The organism is Autumnicola psychrophila (genome assembly GCF_031846645.1).
GTDB classification, from domain to species: Bacteria; Bacteroidota; Bacteroidia; order Flavobacteriales; family Flavobacteriaceae; genus Autumnicola; species Autumnicola psychrophila.
Genome location: NZ_JAVRHN010000002.1, coordinates 161,583 through 183,900, shown reverse-complemented (window position 1 = coordinate 183,900; position 22,318 = coordinate 161,583). Strand labels below are relative to the sequence as shown.

At 38.1% G+C, this 22,318-nt stretch carries 15 protein-coding genes; 14 read left to right on the top strand and 1 reads right to left on the bottom strand.

Translation table 11 applies throughout. The annotated features are described in order from the left end of the window. Positions 1-43 precede the first annotated feature (43 nt). The 14 genes from RM541_RS03355 (at position 44) to RM541_RS03290 (ending at position 20,974) form a co-directional block, all read left to right on the top strand. A complete protein-coding gene (locus RM541_RS03355; protein ID WP_311498810.1) occupies positions 44-589 on the top strand; it encodes a gluconate 2-dehydrogenase subunit 3 family protein in 546 nt (181 codons plus the stop codon). 2 nt (positions 590-591) lie between these two features. Continuing rightward, positions 592-2,307, top strand: coding sequence for a GMC family oxidoreductase (locus tag RM541_RS03350; protein ID WP_311498809.1), 1,716 nt, complete (start codon positions 592-594; stop codon positions 2,305-2,307). 121 nt (positions 2,308-2,428) lie between these two features. Continuing rightward, complete coding sequence (gene uvrC, locus RM541_RS03345) at positions 2,429-4,222, top strand: excinuclease ABC subunit UvrC (protein WP_311498808.1); 1,794 nt, start codon at positions 2,429-2,431, stop codon at positions 4,220-4,222. Further along, the gene (locus RM541_RS03340; RefSeq protein WP_311498807.1) at positions 4,223-6,442 is read left to right on the top strand and encodes a patatin-like phospholipase family protein; all 2,220 of its coding nucleotides are present in this window, start codon (positions 4,223-4,225) and stop codon (positions 6,440-6,442) included. It begins immediately after the preceding gene. A 425-nt stretch (positions 6,443-6,867) separates the two neighbouring features. Beyond that, a complete protein-coding gene (locus RM541_RS03335) occupies positions 6,868-8,034 on the top strand; it encodes a homogentisate 1,2-dioxygenase (protein WP_311498806.1) in 1,167 nt (388 codons plus the stop codon). Positions 8,035-8,110: 76 nt separating this feature from the next. Continuing rightward, positions 8,111-9,253: a 4-hydroxyphenylpyruvate dioxygenase gene (hppD, locus tag RM541_RS03330; RefSeq protein ID WP_311498805.1), complete on the top strand. Its 1,143-nt coding sequence runs from the start codon at positions 8,111-8,113 to the stop codon at positions 9,251-9,253. A 297-nt stretch (positions 9,254-9,550) separates the two neighbouring features. Continuing rightward, positions 9,551-10,330, top strand: a complete 780-nt coding sequence (locus RM541_RS03325) for a DUF3108 domain-containing protein (protein WP_311498804.1) — start codon at positions 9,551-9,553, stop codon at positions 10,328-10,330. A gap of 2 nt (positions 10,331-10,332) precedes the next feature. Further along, complete coding sequence (locus RM541_RS03320) at positions 10,333-11,301, top strand: tryptophan 2,3-dioxygenase family protein (RefSeq protein ID WP_311498803.1); 969 nt, start codon at positions 10,333-10,335, stop codon at positions 11,299-11,301. 1 nt (position 11,302) lies between these two features. Beyond that, positions 11,303-12,538, top strand: a complete 1,236-nt coding sequence (locus RM541_RS03315) for a peptidoglycan DD-metalloendopeptidase family protein (protein ID WP_311498802.1) — start codon at positions 11,303-11,305, stop codon at positions 12,536-12,538. A 25-nt stretch (positions 12,539-12,563) separates the two neighbouring features. Then, a complete protein-coding gene (gene pgi, locus RM541_RS03310) occupies positions 12,564-14,195 on the top strand; it encodes a glucose-6-phosphate isomerase (RefSeq protein ID WP_311498801.1) in 1,632 nt (543 codons plus the stop codon). 180 nt (positions 14,196-14,375) lie between these two features. After that, positions 14,376-16,925, top strand: coding sequence for a TonB-dependent receptor (locus tag RM541_RS03305; RefSeq protein ID WP_311498800.1), 2,550 nt, complete (start codon positions 14,376-14,378; stop codon positions 16,923-16,925). Positions 16,926-16,935: 10 nt separating this feature from the next. Beyond that, positions 16,936-18,636, top strand: a complete 1,701-nt coding sequence (locus tag RM541_RS03300; protein ID WP_311498799.1) for a hypothetical protein — start codon at positions 16,936-16,938, stop codon at positions 18,634-18,636. 107 nt (positions 18,637-18,743) lie between these two features. Continuing rightward, positions 18,744-20,387, top strand: coding sequence for an Ig-like domain-containing protein (locus RM541_RS03295; protein WP_311498798.1), 1,644 nt, complete (start codon positions 18,744-18,746; stop codon positions 20,385-20,387). Positions 20,388-20,539: 152 nt separating this feature from the next. Beyond that, positions 20,540-20,974 (top strand): hypothetical protein, encoded by a 435-nt coding sequence (locus RM541_RS03290; RefSeq protein ID WP_311498797.1) that lies wholly within the window; start codon positions 20,540-20,542, stop codon positions 20,972-20,974. A gap of 212 nt (positions 20,975-21,186) precedes the next feature. Here RM541_RS03290 and RM541_RS03285 read toward each other — a convergent pair whose 3' ends face one another. Beyond that, positions 21,187-22,251, bottom strand: coding sequence for an endonuclease/exonuclease/phosphatase family protein (locus RM541_RS03285; protein WP_311498796.1), 1,065 nt, complete (start codon positions 22,249-22,251; stop codon positions 21,187-21,189). Positions 22,252-22,318 lie beyond the last annotated feature (67 nt).

The following is a 22,318-nucleotide window of genomic DNA, read 5'->3' as shown; positions in this document are numbered from 1 at the left end:
CCTGGAATTTTCTTAAAAAAGTACGACCTTATAATTAATTGAAATGAAGAGAAGAGACCTCATTAAAACCCTTGGAATATCTGCAGTAGGACTGGCAACAGTACCTTTTTGGATCGATTCCTGGACAACGGAGGAATTGCCCGAAGCAACCGGCGATATAAAAGACGATCAAAAGCTAATGCTGGCAGGAATTGTAGATACCATTATCCCTGCTACAGATACACCCGGAGCAAAAGAGCTTGAAGTAGATCGCTTTGTGCTTGTGATGGTTAATGACTGTTTTGAGAAGGAAGTTCAACAGGAATTTGCGGCGGGTTTTGAGAGCGTAGACGAAGCTAGTAGAGACCAATATGGAAAAATTTTTATAGAACTTTCGGGTGCTGAACGGCACGAAATTTTGAACAAAATGCTGGCAACAGAGAAATCATCAGATAAAAAGATCAGTTTTGTTCCTTTTGTAAAAGATCTAACCATAGCGGGTTATACTACCTCTAAATATGTCTTGGAAAATATTTTGGATTATGAGCAGGTTCCTTCAAGATGGGATGGAAGTTATCCGGTTAACCAGGAAAAATATCACAACGCATAATTATGGCATACTTTAATATAGACGGAGTAGAAGAAAAAACTTATGATGCAATTGTTATTGGCTCTGGCATTAGTGGGGGATGGGCAGCTAAGGAATTAACTGAAAAAGGGCTGCGCACCTTGGTCCTGGACCGTGGTAAAGATGTGAAACATGTGGTAGATTACCCTACTACCAGTTTACATCCATGGGAGATGGAGCACAGGGGAACGCTGCCACTTGACGTAAAAAAGGAAAATCCTATTGTAAGTAAATGCTACGCCTTTAAAGAAGATGCTGCCCACTTTTTTTCAAAGGACAACGAGCATCCTTATGTACAGGAAAAACCTTTCGACTGGATAAAAGGATATCAGGTTGGTGGAAAATCTTTACTCTGGGCAAGACAGGTACAGCGCTGGAGCGATTTCGATTTTGAAGGCCCGGCAAGAGATGGTTTTGCTGTAGACTGGCCAATACGGTATAAAGACCTGGCTCCCTGGTACAGCTATGTTGAAAAATTTGCCGGAATATCCGGAAATAAAGATGGCCTTGCCGAATTACCTGATGGTGAATTTTTACCGCCGTATGAACTGACGAAGGTAGAAAAGTACTTTAAGGAAAAGGTAGCGGAAAAATATGGTGATCGTCACGTGATTGTTGCACGCTGCGCACACCTTTCAGAACAAAAAGATATCCATAAACAACAGGGACGGGTACAATGCCAGAACAGGGTATTGTGCCAGAGGGGTTGTCCTTACGGAGGCTACTTCAGTAGTAATTCTTCAACTTTACCGTGGGCCGAGAAAACAGGAAACCTCACCTTAAAACCTAATTCTGTTGTGGAATCGCTTATTTACGATGAAGAAAAAGAAAAAGTTACAGGTGTACGCGTAATTGATGCTCACACCAAGGAAGTTACAGAGTATTTTTCCAAGATTGTTTTTGTAAATGCGGCGGCTGCAAACACGAACCTTATTTTGCTTAATTCCAAATCAAACCGTTTTCCCAACGGTCTTGGGAATGATAACGGACTTCTTGGTAAGTATTTTGCTTTTCATAATTACAGGGCCCGGGCAACTGCAGAATACGATGGTTTTCGAGATTTTACTACAGACGGAAAAAGGCCTACTAGTGGATATATTCCAAGGTTCAGGAATATCCATAAGCAGGAAACCAACTTTTTAAGAGGATATGCTGCAGGTGTTAGTACCTACCGGAGTGAATATACAAGCGAGGATGGTTTAGGGGTAGCTTTAAAAGAAAACCTTGCCAAACCAAAGCTGGGACCATGGAGGATTGGAAGCCATATGATGGGTGAAACAATTCCGAAGGAGAGTAATTTGGTTAGCCTTAATAATAGTAAAAAGGATGAATGGGGAATCCCGTTGCTCAATTTTGATGTAGCTTATGATGATAATGATGAAAAGATGATCCAGGACTATTTTGAGCAGATCACCGAAATGTTTGAAAGCGCAGGATTCACAAACATCCGCACCAGCGATTCGAAACAGGCTCCCGGGCTGGACATTCACGAAATGGGCGGCGTTCGTATGGGCAAAGATCCGAAAACCTCTTTGTTGAATGAGTGGAACCAGTTGCACACCTCTAAAAATGTTTTTGTGACAGATGGTGCCTGTATGACTTCAACAGGAACTCAAAATCCATCTTTAACCTATATGGCTCTTACCGCCAGGGCAGTGGATTATGCTGTTAAAGAATTAAAGAACGGAAATATATCGTAGGCTGAAAGGTCGATTTGTTTAAGGAAAAACCATCGGTAGCAGCTGCAAACCGGTGGTTTTTCTGTTTTAAATTTTAAAATTCACGACGGCATTAAGCGCAATAAATTTTATCTTTGAAGTAATGGAAAAGCCTGCACTGGAAGTACAACTGCAAACTCTACCGGATAGCCCGGGAGTATATCAGTACTACGATAAAAATGGAAAAATATTATATGTAGGTAAGGCCAAAAACCTTAAAAAAAGGGTGACCTCCTATTTTACCAAACGTCACGACAGTCACAGGATAGGCGTAATGGTAAAGAAAATAAGAGAAATCAAGCATATTGTTGTAGCTTCTGAAACTGATGCGCTGCTGCTTGAAAATAATCTTATCAAAAAACATCAGCCACGGTTCAACGTAATGCTGAAGGATGATAAAACCTATCCCTGGATTTGTATCAAAAATGAGCGATTCCCCAGGGTTTTTCCAACCCGAAGGCTCATAAAGGATGGTAGTGAATATTACGGCCCCTTCACCAGTTTTAAAACGGTAAATACGCTTCTTGATCTTATAAAAGGCTTGTATAAACTCAGGACCTGTAATTATGACTTAGCTGAGGACAAAATTAGAAATGACAAATACAAGGTGTGCCTGGAATATCATCTTGGCAACTGCGAAGGCCCTTGCGAAGCAAAACAGGCAGAAGAGGATTATAACCGGAATATTGAAGCTATAAGACAGATTGTAAAAGGAAATTTTAAGGATTCCCTGCAGCAGTTTCGGAATCAAATGAAAGTACATGCTGAAAACATGGAATTTGAGGATGCGCAGCGCATCAAGGAAAAAATAAACGTGCTGGAAAATTATCAGTCAAAATCTACAATTATAAATCCCAAAATTACTAATGTAGATGTTTTTTCTATCACCAGTGACGAGGGTTATGGCTATGTAAATTTCCTTCAGATTTCCCATGGCGCCATTATCAGGTCGCATACTATTGAAATGAAGAAAAAGCTGGACGAAAGCGACCAGGAACTGCTGGAATTGGCAATTACAGAGATAAGGCAGCGCTTCAATTCAAATTCAAAAGAAATTTATCTTCCGTTTAATATTGAATTTGCTGAAGATGTAAAAGTTACCGTTCCCCAGTTGGGCGATAAGAAGAAGATTGTAGAGTTATCCCTTAGAAATGCCAAATATTACCGCCAGGAACGGTTTAAGCAAATGAAAATTATAGATCCAGACCGCCATGTGAATCGTATTATGGCACAAATGAAGGAGGATTTACGTTTAAATGAAGAACCACGGCATATTGAGTGCTTTGATAACTCAAACATTCAGGGAACCAACCCGGTAGCGGCCTGTGTGGTCTTCAAGAACGGAAAACCGAGTAAAAAAGACTATAGAAAGTTCAATATTAAGACGGTAGAAGGCCCAAATGACTTCGCTTCTATGGAAGAAGTGGTTTTTAGAAGGTATCGGCGACTGCTAAATGAAGGTGAAGACCTGCCGCAGTTAATTATAGTGGATGGTGGAAAAGGGCAATTATCGTCCGGGGTTAAAGCTTTGGAGACTTTAGGTCTACGTGGTAAAATTGCAATTATCGGCATTGCGAAAAAGCTGGAAGAAATTTTTTATCCAGATGATAATATTCCTCTTTATCTGGACAAGAAAACAGAGAGTTTAAAAATTATTCAGCAGTTAAGAAACGAGGCGCATAGGTTCGGAATTACTTTCCATCGTAACAAAAGGAGTAAAGTTGCGTTAAATACAGAGTTGGAATCTATTGCGGGAATTGGAGAAAAAACAGTTATTGAATTATTAAAACAATTTAGATCTGTTAAAAGGATTAAAGAAGCTTCGCTGGAAAATCTGAGTGAAGTAGTAGGAGCTTCAAAAGCACGTATTTTATATGAGCATTATCATAAGGAATAAATGAAAAACATACTGGTCATTTTTTTGTGTTTAATAAGTGTTAGGGGATTTTCCCAGCAAAAAGATGATCCTAAGGTTGGTCTTGTTTTAAGTGGTGGTGGTGCAAAAGGCCTGGCACATATTGGTGCTTTAAAAATTATTGAAGAAGCCGGGGTACGTATAGATTATATTGGAGGAAGTAGTATGGGCGCTATAATTGGCGGTTTATATGCTTCGGGTTATACTGCTCATGATCTTGATTCTATATTTCATGAAACTAATTTTAATATTCTTATCCAGGATGACCTTCCGCGAAGCGCAAAAACTTTTTATGAAAAAGAAGACACAGAGAAGTACGCCATAAGTCTTCCTTTTGATAATTTTAGATTAGGCCTGCCATCGGGACTTTCCAAAGGCCAGAATATTTATAACCTCATGTCGCGTTTAACGATGCATGTGAGCGAAATTAATGACTTTAACGAGCTTCCCATTCCGTTCTTTTGTACTGCTGCAGATATAGAAACCGGCGAAGAGGTTATTTTGGATAGCGGTTCTCTTGCCAAGGCAGTATCGGCCAGCGGTGCAATTCCTTCTATTTTTAGCCCGGTGAAAATCGATGGCCGATTACTTACAGATGGCGGGGTGGCAAATAATTATCCTATAGAGGAATTAAAAAGGAGAGGTGCAGAAATTATTATTGGGGTAGATGTTCAGGATACGCTTATAGATAAGGATAATCTCCGGAGTGTGCTTGATATTCTAACACAAATAGGAAATTTCAGGACGATAAGTGAGATGAAAAAGAAGATTCCGCTCACAGATATTTACATAAATCCTGATATTTCGAAATTTTCTGTGATTTCATTTAGCGAAGGGGGTGCTATAATTGATTCCGGAAGGGTTGCAGCACAGGGAAAATACGGAGAATTGCAACAATTGGCTGCACGGCAAAAGGATTTTAAGAGAGAACTGAAAAAACAGCGGCAGGATAGTATTTATGTGACAGATTTAAAAATTGAAGGAAACAATACTTACCCTCAGTCTTACATTTTAGGTAAACTGAAGCTTGATCCTGAAGAAAAATTAACATTTAACGACCTCAATATTGGTGTAAATAACCTTTCGGCTACCGGAAATTTTAATAAAATTAGTTACAACCTGGTGCCCGGTGAAGAGGGCGAGGAGTATACCCTGAATATGGATATTGAGGAAAGCGATAACAAATCTTATCTCCGTATGGCACTGCACTACGACGAGCTGTATGAAAGCGGAGTATTGCTGAACCTTACCCGTAAAAGTTTACTTTTTACCAATGATGTTGCGTCGCTGGATGTGGTGGTGGGCGATCAATTTCGGTATTATTTTGACTATTACATTGACAAAGGTTATTATTGGAGTTTTGGGGTAAAATCGAGGTATAATAAATTTAATAAAGACATCTCATTTGATTTTGCAAATCAAAACGGCAATTTGCGAAACCTTGGAGTGGAGAATATAGGTGTAGAATATCGGGATATTACCAACCAAATTTACATTGAGACACTTTTTCAGCAGGTTTTTTCTTTTGGGATGGGAATTGAACAGAAGTATCTTGATATAACTTCTGAAGCTTTTCAGGATGGAGATGGGAAGACGGCCAATAATGTGTTTGACGATAACCATTACTACAGCGCTTTTGGTTATCTAAAATTTGATTCTTACGATAACAAATATTTTCCCAGCCAGGGAGTTTACTTTGATGGTGATTTTCACCTATATTTATTTTCTTCAAACAATGATTTTGCTGAATTTTCTATAGCCAAAGGGAAGGTGGGTTATGCTGTCACACCTCTTAGAAAGTTTACCACCCGCATTTCTGCAGAAACCGGATTTAAAATCGGGAATGATGATATTAATACATTGGATTTTTTCCTTGGGGGGTATGGTAATTATCCCATCAATAATATTACACCTTTTTATGGATATGATTTTATTAGCCTTTCGGGTGACAGCTATATAAAGGCTCTACTGGAAGTTGATTACCGTATTTTGAGGAAACACCATCTCATCGCAGGTGTAAACATCGCAAATGTGGAAAATAAATTATATACCACCGGAAATTGGCTGTCCATGCCAGATTACACAGGCTATGCACTTGGCTATGGTATAGAAACCTTTCTTGGCCCACTAGAAGTAAAATATTCTTATTCCCCTGAAGTTGACAGGAGTCATTGGTTTTTTAGTTTAGGCTTCTGGTTCTGATTTCATGCCTAAGAAATGAAGAAACTTACGGTGAGAAGAAGCCATATAAATAATGCTAAAATAACCTTTAGTGTCACCGATAATATATTCTTCATGGACTTAGATTTTCCTGGTGCCTGAGATAAGATGATACTTTTCATAAGTTGCTTTCTAATTTTATTTAAAGTTAAAGTCAAATGACAAGTTTTGTATCATCAGTATATTAAATCCAGACGCCTCAATTTTATCTTTGCGTTACACAAACTTTAAATAATTGCAATGAAGTAATATTTAATGTAACTTTCTTGTTTACAGTATATAGGGAAGTTTCTTTTTAATCCTTCTTTAAGAATATTTTCAATTTAAAAGGCCGATATTTATAGAAATAACTGCTTTTAAAAATGCTTCATATTAAGTAACAGGTTTTCTTAATCCTTAATTTTATTATGGCTTTCTATCATAAACTCGGAAAAATACCACATAAAAGACATACAGTTTTTAAGAAACCTGATGGCAGCCTTTACTACGAACAGCTATTTGGAACCATAGGTTTTGACGGAATGTATTCTAATTCTTATCATGAGCGCAGGCCTACTCAAGTAAAGGAAATGAAAGTAGGCTATAGTGTGAAGCCGAAAATAGCAATAGGAAATAATTTAAAATCATACCGATTTAAAGGTTTTAAAATTGTGCCTGCACCAGATTATCTGGAAAGTCGAAAAGTAATTTTAACCAACAGTGATGTGGACATTGCGCTTGCTTCTCCGCAAGCTTCGACAAGGAATTACTTTTATAAAAATTCTGATGCAGATGAGCTGCTCTTTATCCATAAAGGCAGTGGAAAATTGAGAACACACCTTGGAAATCTCAATTTTAAATATGGAGACTATTTGTTAATTCCAAGGGGCACAATTTATAAACTCGATTTTGATGATGAGAATAATCGATTGTTCATCGTAGAATCCCGCCGCCCCATTTATACTCCAAAGAGGTATAGAAACTGGTTTGGACAATTACTGGAGCATTCTCCTTTTTGCGAAAGGGATTTACGTAGACCTTATGAGCTGGAAACAAATGATGAAGAAGGAGATTTCGTTATAAAAATTAAGAAGCAGGGGGAGATTTTCGATGCGGTTTATGCGACCCATCCTTTTGATGTGGTAGGTTACGACGGCTATAATTACCCTTACGCTTTTTCAATCCACGATTTTGAGCCGATAACTGGCAGAATTCACCAGCCACCACCGGTACACCAGACTTTTGAAACTGATGCTTTTGTCGTTTGCAGTTTTTGCCCGCGCAAATATGATTATCATCCGGAGAGTATTCCGGCTCCTTACAGCCACAGTAATATAGATAGTGATGAGGTACTCTACTATGTTGATGGTGATTTTATGAGCCGCAATGATATTGAAGAAGGGCATATTTCTCTTCATCCTGCCGGCATTCCTCATGGACCTCATCCCGGAGCGGTAGAGCGTAGTATAGGCCAGGTAGAAACTAAAGAGCTGGCGGTTATGGTTGATACTTTTAAACCTCTTTTGATTACTGAAGAGGCTATAGAAATTGCGGATGAAACTTATTATAAATCATGGCTGGAAGGAAATCATTAAATTGAAGGATTTTGGGAGAGAAGTCAGTTCAGTAATACAACCTTCAAGAAGTAAGTGATCACTTAAAAGGAATAAAATGGCGATAGATAAAACATCATCGAATTTAAAGAAGGAAGTGCCGGAAGCAGAAGATTTCTTGCCAATCCTGGGAACAGACTTTGTGGAATTATATGTAGGGAATGCGAAACAGTCTGCATACTACTATCAGCATGCGTGGGGATTTCAGCCATTAGCTTACTCGGGATTGGAAACCGGGAAGAAGGATAGTGTATCTTATGTCCTTCAGCAGGGAAAAATAAAATTAGCGCTAACTTCTCCTTTGCAGCCAAAAGGAGAAATTAACGAACATATAGACAAACATGGCGATGGTGTAAAAATGATAGCGCTGTGGGTGGATGATGCCAGGAAAAGTTTTGAAGAGACTACAAAACGAGGAGCTAAATCTTACAAGGAGCCTTATGTAATGCAGGATGAATATGGATCTGTTGTTATTTCAGGCATTCATACCTATGGCGAAACCATTCATCTTTTTATAGAACGGAAGAATTATTCCGGCTCCTTCCTGCCAGGATACAAAGCATATTCTCCTTTGGCAAAATCTAAAGAAACGGGTCTCAAATATATAGATCACATGGTTGGAAATGTTGGCTGGAATGAAATGAACAAATGGTGTGAGTTTTATGCTAAAGTCATGGGTTTTGCTCAGATGGTTTCTTTTGATGATAAAGATATTTCTACAGAATATACTGCTTTAATGAGCAAAGTAATGAGTAATGGTAACGGCAGGATTAAGTTTCCAATTAATGAGCCGGCTAAAGGAAAGAAGAAATCTCAAATTGAAGAATATATTGACTTTTACAATGGTGCAGGAGTACAACATATTGCACTGGCAACAGATAACATCATTAAAACAGTCACACAGTTACGGGACAATGGCGTAGAATTTCTCCATGTGCCCGAAACCTATTACGAGACGGTTTTAGATAGGGTAGGCAAAATTGATGAAGAACTTGAGCCTCTTAAAGAATTAGGTGTGCTTGTAGATAGGGATGATGAAGGTTATTTGCTTCAAATTTTCACCAAACCTGTCTTGGATCGTCCTACGATGTTCTTTGAAATTATACAGCGTAAAGGAGCAAACTCCTTTGGAAAGGGGAATTTTAAAGCTCTTTTTGAAGCTATAGAAAGGGAGCAGGATTTGCGAGGTACCCTTAACTAAGTATAAAATATTGCTTATCTAAAAAGATAAGGACCTGTTCTTTAAAAAGAAATAATCCTTTTGGTTAAATTTTATTTAGCCGTTGTTTTAACTGGAAAACATCAGGAATTTTGCGCTCACTTCCTGAAGTAATTTTTAGGAGTGTTTTCATAATTTAGTTAGTTGGTTAAAAGACAAAAAGCCCCGGCATAGTTTGACGGGGCTTTCTGTTTTAATACATTTGGAATAGTAATTGTAAATATGTTTAAGTAATCTTACAAATTGCGCCGGAGCTACGGAATTATAACAAATTTTATTATGAAAAAATTTTTTGCGATTACTATCCTCTCTTTTTTTGGTATGCTACCCTCCAAGGGGATTTCTCAAGAGGCATTTCAGAAGGGTGAATGGCTTAAATTTCGCATTCATTATGGCATGTTTACTGCTAGTTTTGCTACACTCGAGGTAGATGAAACGATGGTAAACGGCACACCAGTCTATCACATTGAAGGTATAGGAAAATCAACAGCGCCTTTAAGCTGGTTTTTTAAGGTAGATGACAATTATCAAACATTTATAGATAAAAAAGATGGGAAGCCATACAGGTTCATCAGGAAAATTAACGAAGGAGGACATACTAAAGATCTTGAGGTTCATTTTAATCATAAGGATAATCAGGCGCTGGTCTACAATAAAAAATATAATACCAACAAGACTTACACTACAAAAGAAAATGTGCATGATATGTTATCTGCATTTTATTATATTCGCAACGAAATCAGCAGCGACGGTTTAACACCTGGAGAGGAATTGAATCTGAACCTTTTTATCGACGATGAAAATATGGATTTCAAATTACAATTCCTTGGACGTGAGGTTATCAAAACAAAATTTGGAAAAGTAGCCACTCTTAAATTTCGTCCCTTTGTAATGGCGGGTAGGGTATTTAAAGAGAAGGAAAGTCTTACTTTTTGGGTCACCGATGATGAAAATAAAATACCAGTGAGGATAGAAGCAGATCTTGCCGTTGGGTCATTGGATGCAGATTTGGATGCTTATAAAGGGCTAAGGAATCCGTTTAGGATAATTATGGATTAAAGATGGAAATAAAACCGGAAATAGCTGATCGTATTTCTAAACTTCAGGAAAAGTTTAAAAATTCCGGGCAGGATATGGGATCCTATTTGGATGGATTGCTCTATGACCGATACTTGTCTTATTGGGATTATGTGAGTCTGGATACCTTGTTAAGCCTGCAAAAGACAAACACCCATTTTCCGGACGAAACAATTTTTATTACCTACCATCAAATTACGGAATTATACTTTAAGCTCATTATACATGAGCAAAAGCAGATTATTGAAAACGAAAGCCTTACGGCTTCTTTTTTTATTGAAAAACTATCACGACTAAATCGGTACTTCCGGATTCTTATAGATTCTTTTGATGTGATGATAAAGGGAATGGAGAGAGAACAGTTTTTGAAATTCCGGATGGCCTTACTGCCGGCAAGCGGATTCCAATCTGCTCAATTTAGAATGATTGAACTTTACGCTACTCCTCTTGAACATATTGTTCTTCATGGTAACAGAAAAAATTTCTCTCAGGAAAATTCTATTGAGGAATTATATGAACAGGTTTACTGGAAAAGAGGAGGGATAGATTTAAAGACAGGAGAAAAGACTTTAACCCTTAAGCAGTTCGAAAAGAGATACACGCCCCGTTTCTTGAGAATTGCAAAAGAAGTTAAAAACTCTACGATGTTTCACAAGTACGAACAACTTGAGCCAGAAGAAAAGCAGGATAAAAAACTTATTCAGGCTATGAAAGAATTTGATGTAAATGTGAATATTAATTGGCTGCTTATGCATATGGGCGCCGCACATCGTTACCTTAGTAGAGATAAGGAAACGATTGCTGCTACGGGAGGTACAAACTGGAAAAAGTTTCTGCCACCGGGCTTTCAAAAGATATCTTTTTTCCCTAATCTGTGGAGTGAAGAGGAATTTAACGACTGGGGCAAACAATGGGTAAACCACATGTTTAACAGCGAAAACCGAAATAATTAAATTGAAAAAATTAAGCACCCTGATTCTTATCATTTTTGCATTTTTAGCTTGTAATGATGATAATGTTGTAGAAGAAAAGCAAAAAGAGGTAGCAGTTTTAAAGACTCCTCCGCAAGTCAAAAAGTATGGATTTGTTTTAAATGATTATGAAGTAGTAGAAGATACTATCCGGCCTGGTGATAGTTTTGGGAATATTATGGGTGAGCAGGGTGTGAGCCTTGCAAAAGTTTATGAAATTTCAGAAAAAGTAAACGATACCTTTAACCCCGCAAGAATAGTTGCCGGAAAAAAGTATATGATCCTTAAGGCTAAAGACTCTGCACAAACACCTCAATTTTTTATTTATGAAGAAAATAAAATTGATTTTACTGTGGTGGGGATTGGAGATGAAATCAAAGCCTATAAAAAACAACGACCAGTTTCTGTGAAGAAAAGGGAAGTTTCCGGCGTAATCACATCTTCGCTTTCTGAAGCAATGCAGGACCAGGGATTAAGTAATCTCCTGGTGTATGAGCTATCTAATATCTATCAGTGGAGTATTGACTTCTTCAGACTTCAGAAGGGTGATCAGTTTAAAATGGTCTATCATGAAAAGTACATAGATGATACTATTTTTGCTGGAGTAGATAGAGTGGAAGCGGCAGTTTTCAAGCATTCAGATAAGCCATTTTATGCATTTGAATATGAAACCGACAGTATTACTAATAAATCCAGTTACTATGATGATGAGGCAAAAGCTTTACAGAGCTTTTTCTTAAAGGCGCCCCTTGACTATAGTAGAATTTCTTCCCGCTACAGCAAAAGAAGGTATCATCCTGTGCAGAAGCGCTGGAAAGCACATTTGGGGACAGATTATGCTGCAGCTCATGGTACACCCATTGTTAGTACAGCAGATGGTACCGTTATTGCCGCAAGTTATACCTCAGGAAACGGAAACTATGTAAAAATAAGGCACAATAATAAATATACTACTCAATACCTGCACATGACTAAAAGAAATGTGAGAAATGGACAGGCTGTTAAGCAGGGTGATGTGATTGGATTTGTAGGTAGCACCGGTCTCGCAACAGGGCCTCATGTTTGTTATCGATTTTGGGTAAATGGAAAGCAGGTTGATCCTTACCGCCAAAACCTACCAACAGCTAAACATATAGAAGATGCTCATAAAGATGAGTATTATGCGTATATTAAACCTCTTAAGGAACAGTTGGATCAAATTCCTTACAAGAACATTTGAGAATAGTTAAACTAAAAATATTGCGATGAAAAATATAAATCCTACACAGACTGATAGCTGGAGAAAACTCGGAGAGCACTTTAAAGAAATTGGAAAACTTCAGATGAAGGATCTTTTCGAAGAAGATGAAAATCGCGGAGCGGACTTCAGTATTCACTGGGAGGATTTTTATTTGGATTATAGTAAAAACAGAATTACCGATGAGACGAGAAGTCTTCTTCTTGAGTTAGCCAGAGAATGTAAACTGGAAGAAGCGATCAGCTCTTATTTTGGAGGTGAAGTTATTAACAAGACAGAAGGTCGTCCTGTATTACACACAGCTTTAAGAGCTAAAGAAGATGAAAATGTTACTGTAGAGGGAGAAAACGTTCTTCCTGAGGTTCAGGAAGTAAAAGCAAAAATAAAAGCTTTTTCAGATGAGGTTATTGAAGGTAGCCGAAAAGGATATACGGGTAAAAAATTCACAGATATTGTGAATATCGGGATTGGAGGATCAGATCTGGGGCCCGTGATGGTAACAGAATCACTTCAATATTATCAGAACCATTTAAAGGTGCATTATGTTTCTAACGTAGATGGAGACCATGTACATCAGGCAATTCAGGATTTAAACCCTGAGACGACCCTGTTTATAATTGTTTCCAAATCTTTTACCACCCAGGAGACTTTATCCAATTCAATTACTATTAGAAGTTGGTTTAACAAAACAGCTCCGGAAGAGGCTGTCTCAAAACATTTTGTTGCCGTTTCCAGTAATGTGGAGAAGGTTAAGGAGTTTGGTATTGCTTCAGAAAATATTTTCCCGATGTGGGACTGGGTTGGTGGCAGGTTCTCACTTTGGAGTGCTGTTGGTCTCTCTATTAGTCTTGCTGTGGGATACTCAAACTTTGAAGCTTTACTAAAAGGTGCTCAGAAGATGGACACGCATTTTAAGGATACAGATTTTAATGAAAATATTCCCGTTCAGCTTGCGTTAATAAGTATGTGGTATAACAACTTTTTTAAAGCCGAAAGTGAGGCTGTAATTCCATATTCACAGTACCTCCACAGGCTGCCAGCTTACCTGCAACAAGCAATCATGGAAAGCAATGGTAAGAGTGTAGATAGAAACGGAGATAAAGTAGATTACCAGACTGGAACAATAATCTGGGGGGAACCAGGAACAAATTCCCAGCATGCCTTTTTTCAGCTAATCCACCAGGGCACAAAACTTATTCCTGCAGATTTCATAGGTTTTAAACATTCTCTTTTCCAGGATAAAGACCATCATGATAAGTTGATGGCCAATTATTTTGCGCAGACAGAAGCCTTGCTTCAGGGAAAGCCTGAAGAGGAAGTACGCTCAGAACTGGAAAAGAAATCGATGAGTGCAGACGCTATAGAGACACTGTTGCCTTTTAAAGTTTTTAATGGTAATAAGCCTACGAATTCAATCTTAATTGAAAAACTTACACCAGAAAGCCTGGGGAAATTAGTGGCTATGTATGAGCATAAAATATTTGTTCAGGGTGTAATCTGGAATATTTTCAGTTATGATCAATGGGGTGTGGAATTAGGTAAGCAATTAGCTTCAAAAATTCTTGCGGAAATAGAAAATAATTCCGTTGAAAATCATGATTCTTCTACTAAAAACCTGTTAAAATTCTTTTTAAAATAATTCTTTCGCTTTGTTTAGATCCTGTAAGTAACAATACTTTAGAGAATTAAAAAATAGCAGTAGTTTTGCACCGCGGTTGATGTTAAAGTTAAGAACCTTAACATTTGGATAAAGTATAGTCTTTAGGTTTTAGCTTCTTTTGCCGTGAATTTTTTAACTCAAAACAAACAAAGCGAAAAAATGAGGAAATTACTAGCATTAGCGTTGTGTCTAACATCTGCTACAATTTTTGCTCAAGGAACTGTTACCGGAACGGTAATAGATTCCGAAATGGATGGTCCCCTGCCGGGCGCAACTGTAATGGTTGAGGGAACAAACAATGGAACTACAACAGATTTTGATGGTAACTTCTCCCTGAGAGTAAATTCAGATTCGGGACAAATAAAAATTAGCTTCGTAGGCTATACCACAAAAACTTTGGATTTTGATCTTACCAACGGGTCTCAGGATCTTGGTGGTATAGTGCTAAATGCTGATGCCGGGGCTCTGGAAGAAATTGTAATTACAAGTTTTTCTTTGGCAATAGACAGGAAAACACCTGTAGCGGTTTCAACGATTAAATCTGAGGAAATAGAATTAAGATTAAGTAATAAAGAATTTCCTGAAATTCTTCAGTCTACTCCCAGTATATACGTTCATAAACAAGGAGGAGGATATGGAGATGCCGAAGTTCGAATAAGAGGTTTTGATGATGAAAACGTTGCGGTAATGATTAATGGAGTTCCAGTAAACGACATGGAGAATGGAAACGTTTACTGGAGTAACTGGGCAGGACTTTCTGATGTTACCCAAACAATGCAGGTACAAAGAGGTCTTGGAGCTTCTAAAGTAGCTGTGCCATCTATAGGAGGAACAATAAACATAGTTACCAAGTCTACAGATGCTGAAGAAGGTGGAAGTATATTTGCAACTACAGGTAATGACGGCTACCAGAAGTATGGAGGAACAGTTTCTACCGGATTATTAGATAATGGTTTTGCGGCTACAGTTTCTCTTTCTAAAACCACAGGTAATGGATTTGTAGATGGAACTGAGTTTGAGGGTTATTCTTATTTTGTAAACCTTGCAAAGAAATTTAATGAAGACCATGAGCTTTCTTTTACAGCTTTTGGGGCACCGCAAAGACACGGTCAAAGAGAAACTTCGCATTTAATACAAACTTTTCGCGCAAGCGAAAGGGGTATTAAATTTAATGGTGACTGGGGTTATTTAAATGGTGAAGTAAAACATGTACAGGATAACTTCTATCACAAACCTCAAATGTCTTTAAACCATTATTGGGATATTTCTGATAAAATGGAATTGTCTACAGCACTTTATGCCTCTTTTGGTACAGGTGGAGGTGGTGGTTACGAAGGTGAAGCCAACTTAAGAAGTATAGATTCTCCTTATAGAAATGGATATTTACAGCCATTAAATTTAGACCTTGTAGTAGCAGATAATATTGAAAACGGAGCACTTGGTTCTGAAACCATTCTATACGATTCCAGAAACGACCATAGCTGGTATGGCGCCCTATCAACTTTAACTACAGAACTAAATGAAGATATTGATTTGCTTGCCGGAATTGATCTGAGGTATTACGAAGGAAGACATTTTCAGGAAGTACGAGACCTTTTAGGTGGTACTTATTGGTTAGATGAAGGCAGTAATGAGAATAACCTAATAAACGTAGCAAGAGTTGGTGATAAAATTAACTATAATAACGACGGTTTAGTACATTGGGAAGGTGGATTCCTTCAGGCAGAATATTCTAAGAATGATCTGTCTGCATTTATATCTCTTGCCGCCTCTAACACATCCTATAAGAGGATAGATTATTTTAATTATCTTGATTCTGATCCCGAGCAGAAAACAGACTGGATTAGCTTCTTCGCTTCAAGTATAAAAGGGGGTGCAAATTATAACCTTAATGATAATCATAATGTGTTTGCCAATATTGGTTATTTTGAAAGGGCGCCTTTCTTTGACCAGGTTTTTCAGAATTTCGAAAATGATATTAATGAAGATGCTGAAAATCAAAAGATTTTTAGTGCAGAAGTGGGCTATGGGATCAGAAGTTCAAAGTTAAGGGCAAATTTGAACGTCTATAGAACGCATTGGCAGGATAAGCCTTTCACGCAATCTTTCTTTGACGATGAAACAGGAGAATCCTATTTTGCTAATATACTTGGGGTAAATGCGTTGCACCAGGGTATTGAATTTGATTTTAGTTATAAGCCTTTAGATAATCTTACTATTAATGGTATGGCTTCTATTGGAGATTGGAAATGGGATAGTAATGTTGAGGATGTAATGATTTTTGATGAAGAACAAAATCCTGTTTTAGACGAAGGTATTGATCTTTTTCTTCAAGATATTCCAGTAGGGGGTAGTGCCCAAAACACCTTCGCACTTGGTGGTGATTATGAACCACTTCCTGGAACAACAATTCGTGCAAACTGGACCTATGTAGACGAGTTGTACAGTCAATTTGATATACTTGGGGTTAGTTCTGGAGCAGATTACAGCCCATGGGAAATTCCATCTTATGGTTTACTTGATGTAGGTCTTACCCATAAATTTGAATTTGGAGGATTTGAAGCTATTTTAAACAGTAACGTGAATAATATTCTGGGTACAGAATATGTGAGTTTTGGTTTTGACGGTTCAGATTCTAATGCAGAAACTGCATCTGTATGGTACGGGTTTGGACGTACATATACTGTAGGAATGAAAATAAACTTTTAAAAAAACAGAGATGAAAAATACATTTTACATTTTAATGCTTTTCATAGGTGTCGCCATAACAGGTTGTGAGCCTATGGACGACATTTATGAAGATATTGATGAAAATATCAGCAATGTTGAAGGATCATTAGATTACAAATTAGAAGAGGAAGATTATGGATTTTTAGATCTGCCTGAGGAGCAGTATGAGTTTGATACGGAAGAGGATGCAAGGGCATTAATTCCTGTTTTGTTGTCAAATCGTCTTCCCGCTTTAGGTGGAAACTCTTCGGTAAATGTTAGTTATAACGTCTTTGCTCCTATTGAGCCGCAGGTTCATACTGTAAGCGCAGCAGATTATGAAGCTGCAGGCTTTTCAGACGGTTATCTTGCGAATATTTCGGAAATTCAGGATTTTTTACAGTATCAATTCCCACGAGCAGAGGCAGGTGATCATGTTGTGTTGACTTATAATGCCGTGGCAAATGAAATGCCGTATACATTAAATGCAGACGACTTTGATTTTATTGAAGAAGAATTGGGTGCCGATTATCCTGAACCAACTTCAAGTGCTGCGCAATATGGCAATTTCGAAAGAAGAGAAGGGAATGAAGCCTATTGGAGTAATGAAATGATCCTTGAAGCTATTGATGCCGTATTGCTCGAAAATCTTGAAGGTGTTGAGGGGCAGACTTACAATGTTAGCTATGACATATATGATGGATCAGCGGGTACTGAAAGTATGACCGTAAGGTTTGATGGAAATGCTTATGTGCAGTCTGGAGCTTCTGCTTATGAATTTGTAAATGCAGATTACGCACTGGTTGCTGAAGAATTAGCGGAAGAATATCCCGGGCCTGCTGAAAATACCGGGGACTTTAACAGTTTTACTGTAGATTCTGGTAATAGTAATTTCTGGACTGAGGAAATGCTGCTTGAAGCAATAAATATAGTTTTAATGGAGGAATTTCCTTCTGCAGAAGAAGGTGCTCAATTCGCAGTATCTTATGCGGCTTATGACGGTTCTGGTGTTTCTTCTCAAATGATGGCTGTTATCCTTCAGGATGGACAGTATGTAATTGATCTGGAAGGTTCTGTTTCCACAGTAGAAACCACAGATGTTTTTGCTTACACTAATGGAACGTGGAGTATGCCACTAACATTAGATAGTGAAGATTACACTACGATGGGGCAAACCTATCCTAATTTTGATGACGAAGCTGAGGCTTATCAAATGATCTCTGTATTTCTAGGACTTGAATATCCTTATGCAAGAGAAGGGGAGATGAAATCTGTTGCTTATGATTTTTATTCTGGTAGCACTTCAACAAGATATACGTTATTTGTATTTGAAGATGGTGAGTGGAATGCAATACCTAGAACTCTGGAACAAACTCTTCAATTTAGTCACAATGGATCTGAATGGGAACCAGATAACACCATAAGATATACCTTGGTTGCATCAGATTATGAATACATTGCAGCGGAGTTGGCAGCTGTTAGTGGTTACGAGGCTGCAGCCAGCAATTTGGCACAGTATGGGAATTTTAATCTTAATAACTGGGATGACGAAATGATCCTGGAAGCATTAAAGGTCTTTTTAAATAATTTTGACCCTTCTGCTGAAGTAGGTCAAAAATATATCCTTTCTTATGAAGTTTATCCTGGTTATATAATGACACAAATGAGGCTGATTAAAGATGAGTCTGGTGCCTGGGTTATTAATGAATAAATTTCAAACTGCATAAAAGTACAAGCCTCTTATCGATGTTTTCCGGTAAGGGGCTTTTGTTTAGTAGACAATGATGATTTCCAAATGTTAATTTTTAAATTTTATAAATGAAAAAGTTTTTCTTTCTTGCTTGTACTATTCTGTTTTTTGCAGGATGTAGCAGCGATGACGATAATGTAAATTCGGGTGAAAGACCTGAAGCAGGTGATCCTGTTGCCGTAGATGATGCGGTAACAACTTCAGAAAATGAAGAGTTAAATATTGAAAAAGACTTTCTGCTGGAAAATGACGAGTTAATAGATCGTTCCAGGATAAGTTCTTTTGATGAGGAAACTACCGAAGGTGGGGAAGTAATCGACAACCGCGATGGAACTTTATCTTATTTTCCTCCTGAAAATTTTCAGGGTGAAGATACTTTTTCTTACCAACTATGTGTGCCTGGTAGTGAGGGTAGCCGTTGCGCAACCGCAACTGTAATCATCACAGTAGGAGATGCCGGTGCCCCTGTAGCCCTAAGTGATACCTATGAAACCGAAGAAGGAGACGAGCTTCGCATTACAAATTATCTTTCTAACGACACCCTGCTGGACAATGCAGATATAACAGCAATAAACACCGAAGATACAAATGGTACAGCGGTGCTGGAAGAGGATGGTAGCATTACATACACCCCGGCAGAAGGTTTTTCTGGAGAAGATAGCCTTACATATACTGTGTGTGATAACGATCAAGAACCCGAATGTGCTACTGCGACTATTACAATAAATGTTATAGACGAAGGGTCTCCTGTTGCAAACGATGATACGGTTGTGGTCGATGCGGGAAATTCCGGTTTTGCCATAAACAACCTTTTAGATAACGATGATCCTATTGATGGAGCTGTACTTACTTCAATAGATGCTTCATCTGGTCAGGGAAATGTTACTTTAAATGACGATGGTAGCATAACCTACGAGCCGGTGGCCGGTTTTACGGGAGAAGATAGCTTTACTTACACTATCTGTGATGATGATCAGGATCCTACATGTGCAACTGCTACAGTTAAAATTACGGTAATAGAGCCAGTAGGTTTTGATATTCCTTCAGAACTTGAAGACTATTATGAGCAAGTTGTTTTTTCTCAGAATGAGGACTTAAACTATCATGTAGCTTCTGAAATAACTATAGGGCAGCACACAACTATTTTGAGTTATGGAGAGCGTCATAACTATTTATATGATGCAGATGAAGATCCCGACAACCCAGAAAATGTGATCTTAATGTATTCTGGGGAAAGCAGGTATTGGGAAGAATATACTTCAGGAAATAATTCCTATACCCCGCAAACCTTCAATACAGAACATATTTATCCTCAATCCAGGTTAAATGCAGCTAACGCGGTAACAGACCTGCATCATCTTCGTTCTGCAGATGCGGATATAAATTCCCTGAGACTAAATTATCCTTATACCGAAGGCAGTGGAGAATATGGACTGGTTGGTGAAAATGCCTGGTATCCCGGTGATGAATGGATTGGTGACGTAGCAAGAATGGTTATGTACCTTAACATTCGTTACGGGGAAGAATTTGATGAGGTAGGTGGTTTGGACCTTCTACTGAAATGGAACAGGATGGATCCGGTATCAGAACTGGAAATTCAACGTAATAATGTTATAGCTTCGGCACAGGGAAACAGGAATCCGTTTATAGATAACCCATATCTTGCTACTTTAATTTGGGGCGGAGACGCTGCTGAAAACCGATGGGAATAACGTTAGAAATAACAAGTTTATTATATGGTTAGCATTTGGAATGCAAGTGTGGCTTTCAGATTCTAAATTTTTCTTTTCAAATTTTTAAAAAGCGTCCCATAATGTGGGGCGTTTTTTTTTGTTTCAGTATCTTTATAAAAATTTCAAAACCCATGTATAACACCGTTCAGTTTATCCACTCCTATTGGGCATACCTCGTACTTATTGTTTTACTTATAGCTTCTTTTAACGCGATAATTGGTTTCGCCAGTAATAAGGAGTATAGTGCAACCAATTTCAGGATTGCTTTGTTTACCTTAATAGTTTCCCATATTCAGCTCTTAATTGGGATTGTTCTTTATTTAACACCTGGAAACCTTGCCAGATTCGATGGTGGCATGGGTGAAGTTATGGGTAATAGCAGCCTTCGACTATATTTGGTGGAGCATCCATTAATGATGATTATTGCATTGGCATTAATTACCATTGGTTACTCCAAGCACAAAAAGAAACTGACTTCAAGGCCAAAATTTAAGGTTCTTGCCATTTTTTATACACTTGGACTGCTTGTTATACTTACAAGAATTCCCTGGGATGCCTGGTTTTAGAACCGTTTAGCATGTAATATAAAAATCCCTGTGTTTCGGCACAGGGATTTTTTTTGCGGTAACTGTAACTGAATTTTGGTCGCTAAATATAATTTTTTCTCCTGAATTTGATTTGATCCTCCCAACCCTTCCGAAGGGAAGGAAATTATTTTACTGTTTTGATTTCCCCATAGAATAAGTGTATTCTCCCCCTCCGGGGAATTAGAGGCGGATTAAGATTTTATTAGGTATATATACACCGGAAAATGGTCACTATAACCACCCGTATACCCACCATATCCATAACTTCTGAAGGGATAGCCTTTATATTGACCACTGGGAGTAACTAGGTAATCTTTATTGAAAATACCCGCCCGGTAAAATTGATAACCACTAAAATCAGTTCCCGTTAATGCCTGAGTCATATAAATTTGATCAAATAAATTCCAGCTATCACGATAGGCCAGTGTTCCGTGTCCTTCTTTAAGCATTTTCTCCATAGGATTATAGAGCTCCTGAAACTGGAGGTTTTCTCTTGAAGCTTTTGTGTTGAGGACTTTTTTAAAGGATTTATTAGTAGGATCATCATTAAAATCCCCCATACTAATTGTTTTGGCATAAGGATTTATTTGATAAAGCGAATCAATGATCTGTTTATTTAGAAATGCAGCTTTTTCTCTCCGGTGGCTACTTTTCGCTTCCCCACCGCTTCGGGATGGCCAGTGATTAACAATAAAATACATTTCATCACCATCTAGAACTCCACTCACCACCAATTGATCCCGGGTGTAAACCCGCTTTGAGGGATCTTCGGTTTCGTAAAGAAGCAGACGGCGAGATACCGAATTCACGGGAGTAAAAATTCCCTTTTTGTACAAAAGTCCAACGTCCACGCCCCTGCTGTCCGGTGAGTCAAAATGAATTATTCCGTAGTTATCAGCAGCCAGATTGGGATGGCTTATTAAATCCTCCAGTACTTCCCGGTTTTCCAATTCGCATAAACCTATAACGGTAGGTGCAGTTCCGGCAACTTCAGTTCCAATTTCCGAAAGTACCCTGCTTATTTTGGCAATTTTGTCCCTGTACTTTTCTTCTGTCCAAACATCTTTGCCGGTAGGCGTCCGGTCCTCATCAAATGTCAGAGGATTGTCTTCAGTATCGAACAAATTTTCGACATTATAGAAGGCGACGCTTAAAATAGTATAGGAATTTTGCTCCTGGCTTATCAAATTATTGGAACAAAAAAGGGTGAGCCATATTGCAAGCGCACGTAAATAGTGAAGTTTTGGATTGTTCATGAAATATTTCAATTATATTTTTCAAGTTATTGAAAGTATGAAAGTTATATGAAATAAATTATTATCT

What these genes read in the sequence shown, in the direction of transcription:
- RM541_RS03355 (WP_311498810.1), top strand. Translation starts at nt 44, where the DNA reads ATGAAGAGAAGAGACCTCATTAAAACCCTTGGAATATCTGCAGTAGGA.
- RM541_RS03285 (WP_311498796.1), bottom strand. Translation starts at nt 22,251, where the DNA reads ATGAACAATCCAAAACTTCACTATTTACGTGCGCTTGCAATATGGCTC.
- RM541_RS03320 (WP_311498803.1), top strand. Translation starts at nt 10,333, where the DNA reads ATGGAAATAAAACCGGAAATAGCTGATCGTATTTCTAAACTTCAGGAA.
- RM541_RS03290 (WP_311498797.1), top strand. Translation starts at nt 20,540, where the DNA reads ATGTATAACACCGTTCAGTTTATCCACTCCTATTGGGCATACCTCGTA.
- hppD (WP_311498805.1), top strand. Translation starts at nt 8,111, where the DNA reads ATGGCGATAGATAAAACATCATCGAATTTAAAGAAGGAAGTGCCGGAA.
- pgi (WP_311498801.1), top strand. Translation starts at nt 12,564, where the DNA reads ATGAAAAATATAAATCCTACACAGACTGATAGCTGGAGAAAACTCGGA.
- RM541_RS03340 (WP_311498807.1), top strand. Translation starts at nt 4,223, where the DNA reads ATGAAAAACATACTGGTCATTTTTTTGTGTTTAATAAGTGTTAGGGGA.
- RM541_RS03325 (WP_311498804.1), top strand. Translation starts at nt 9,551, where the DNA reads ATGAAAAAATTTTTTGCGATTACTATCCTCTCTTTTTTTGGTATGCTA.
- RM541_RS03350 (WP_311498809.1), top strand. Translation starts at nt 592, where the DNA reads ATGGCATACTTTAATATAGACGGAGTAGAAGAAAAAACTTATGATGCA.
- RM541_RS03300 (WP_311498799.1), top strand. Translation starts at nt 16,936, where the DNA reads ATGAAAAATACATTTTACATTTTAATGCTTTTCATAGGTGTCGCCATA.
- RM541_RS03295 (WP_311498798.1), top strand. Translation starts at nt 18,744, where the DNA reads ATGAAAAAGTTTTTCTTTCTTGCTTGTACTATTCTGTTTTTTGCAGGA.
- RM541_RS03305 (WP_311498800.1), top strand. Translation starts at nt 14,376, where the DNA reads ATGAGGAAATTACTAGCATTAGCGTTGTGTCTAACATCTGCTACAATT.
- uvrC (WP_311498808.1), top strand. Translation starts at nt 2,429, where the DNA reads ATGGAAAAGCCTGCACTGGAAGTACAACTGCAAACTCTACCGGATAGC.
- RM541_RS03335 (WP_311498806.1), top strand. Translation starts at nt 6,868, where the DNA reads ATGGCTTTCTATCATAAACTCGGAAAAATACCACATAAAAGACATACA.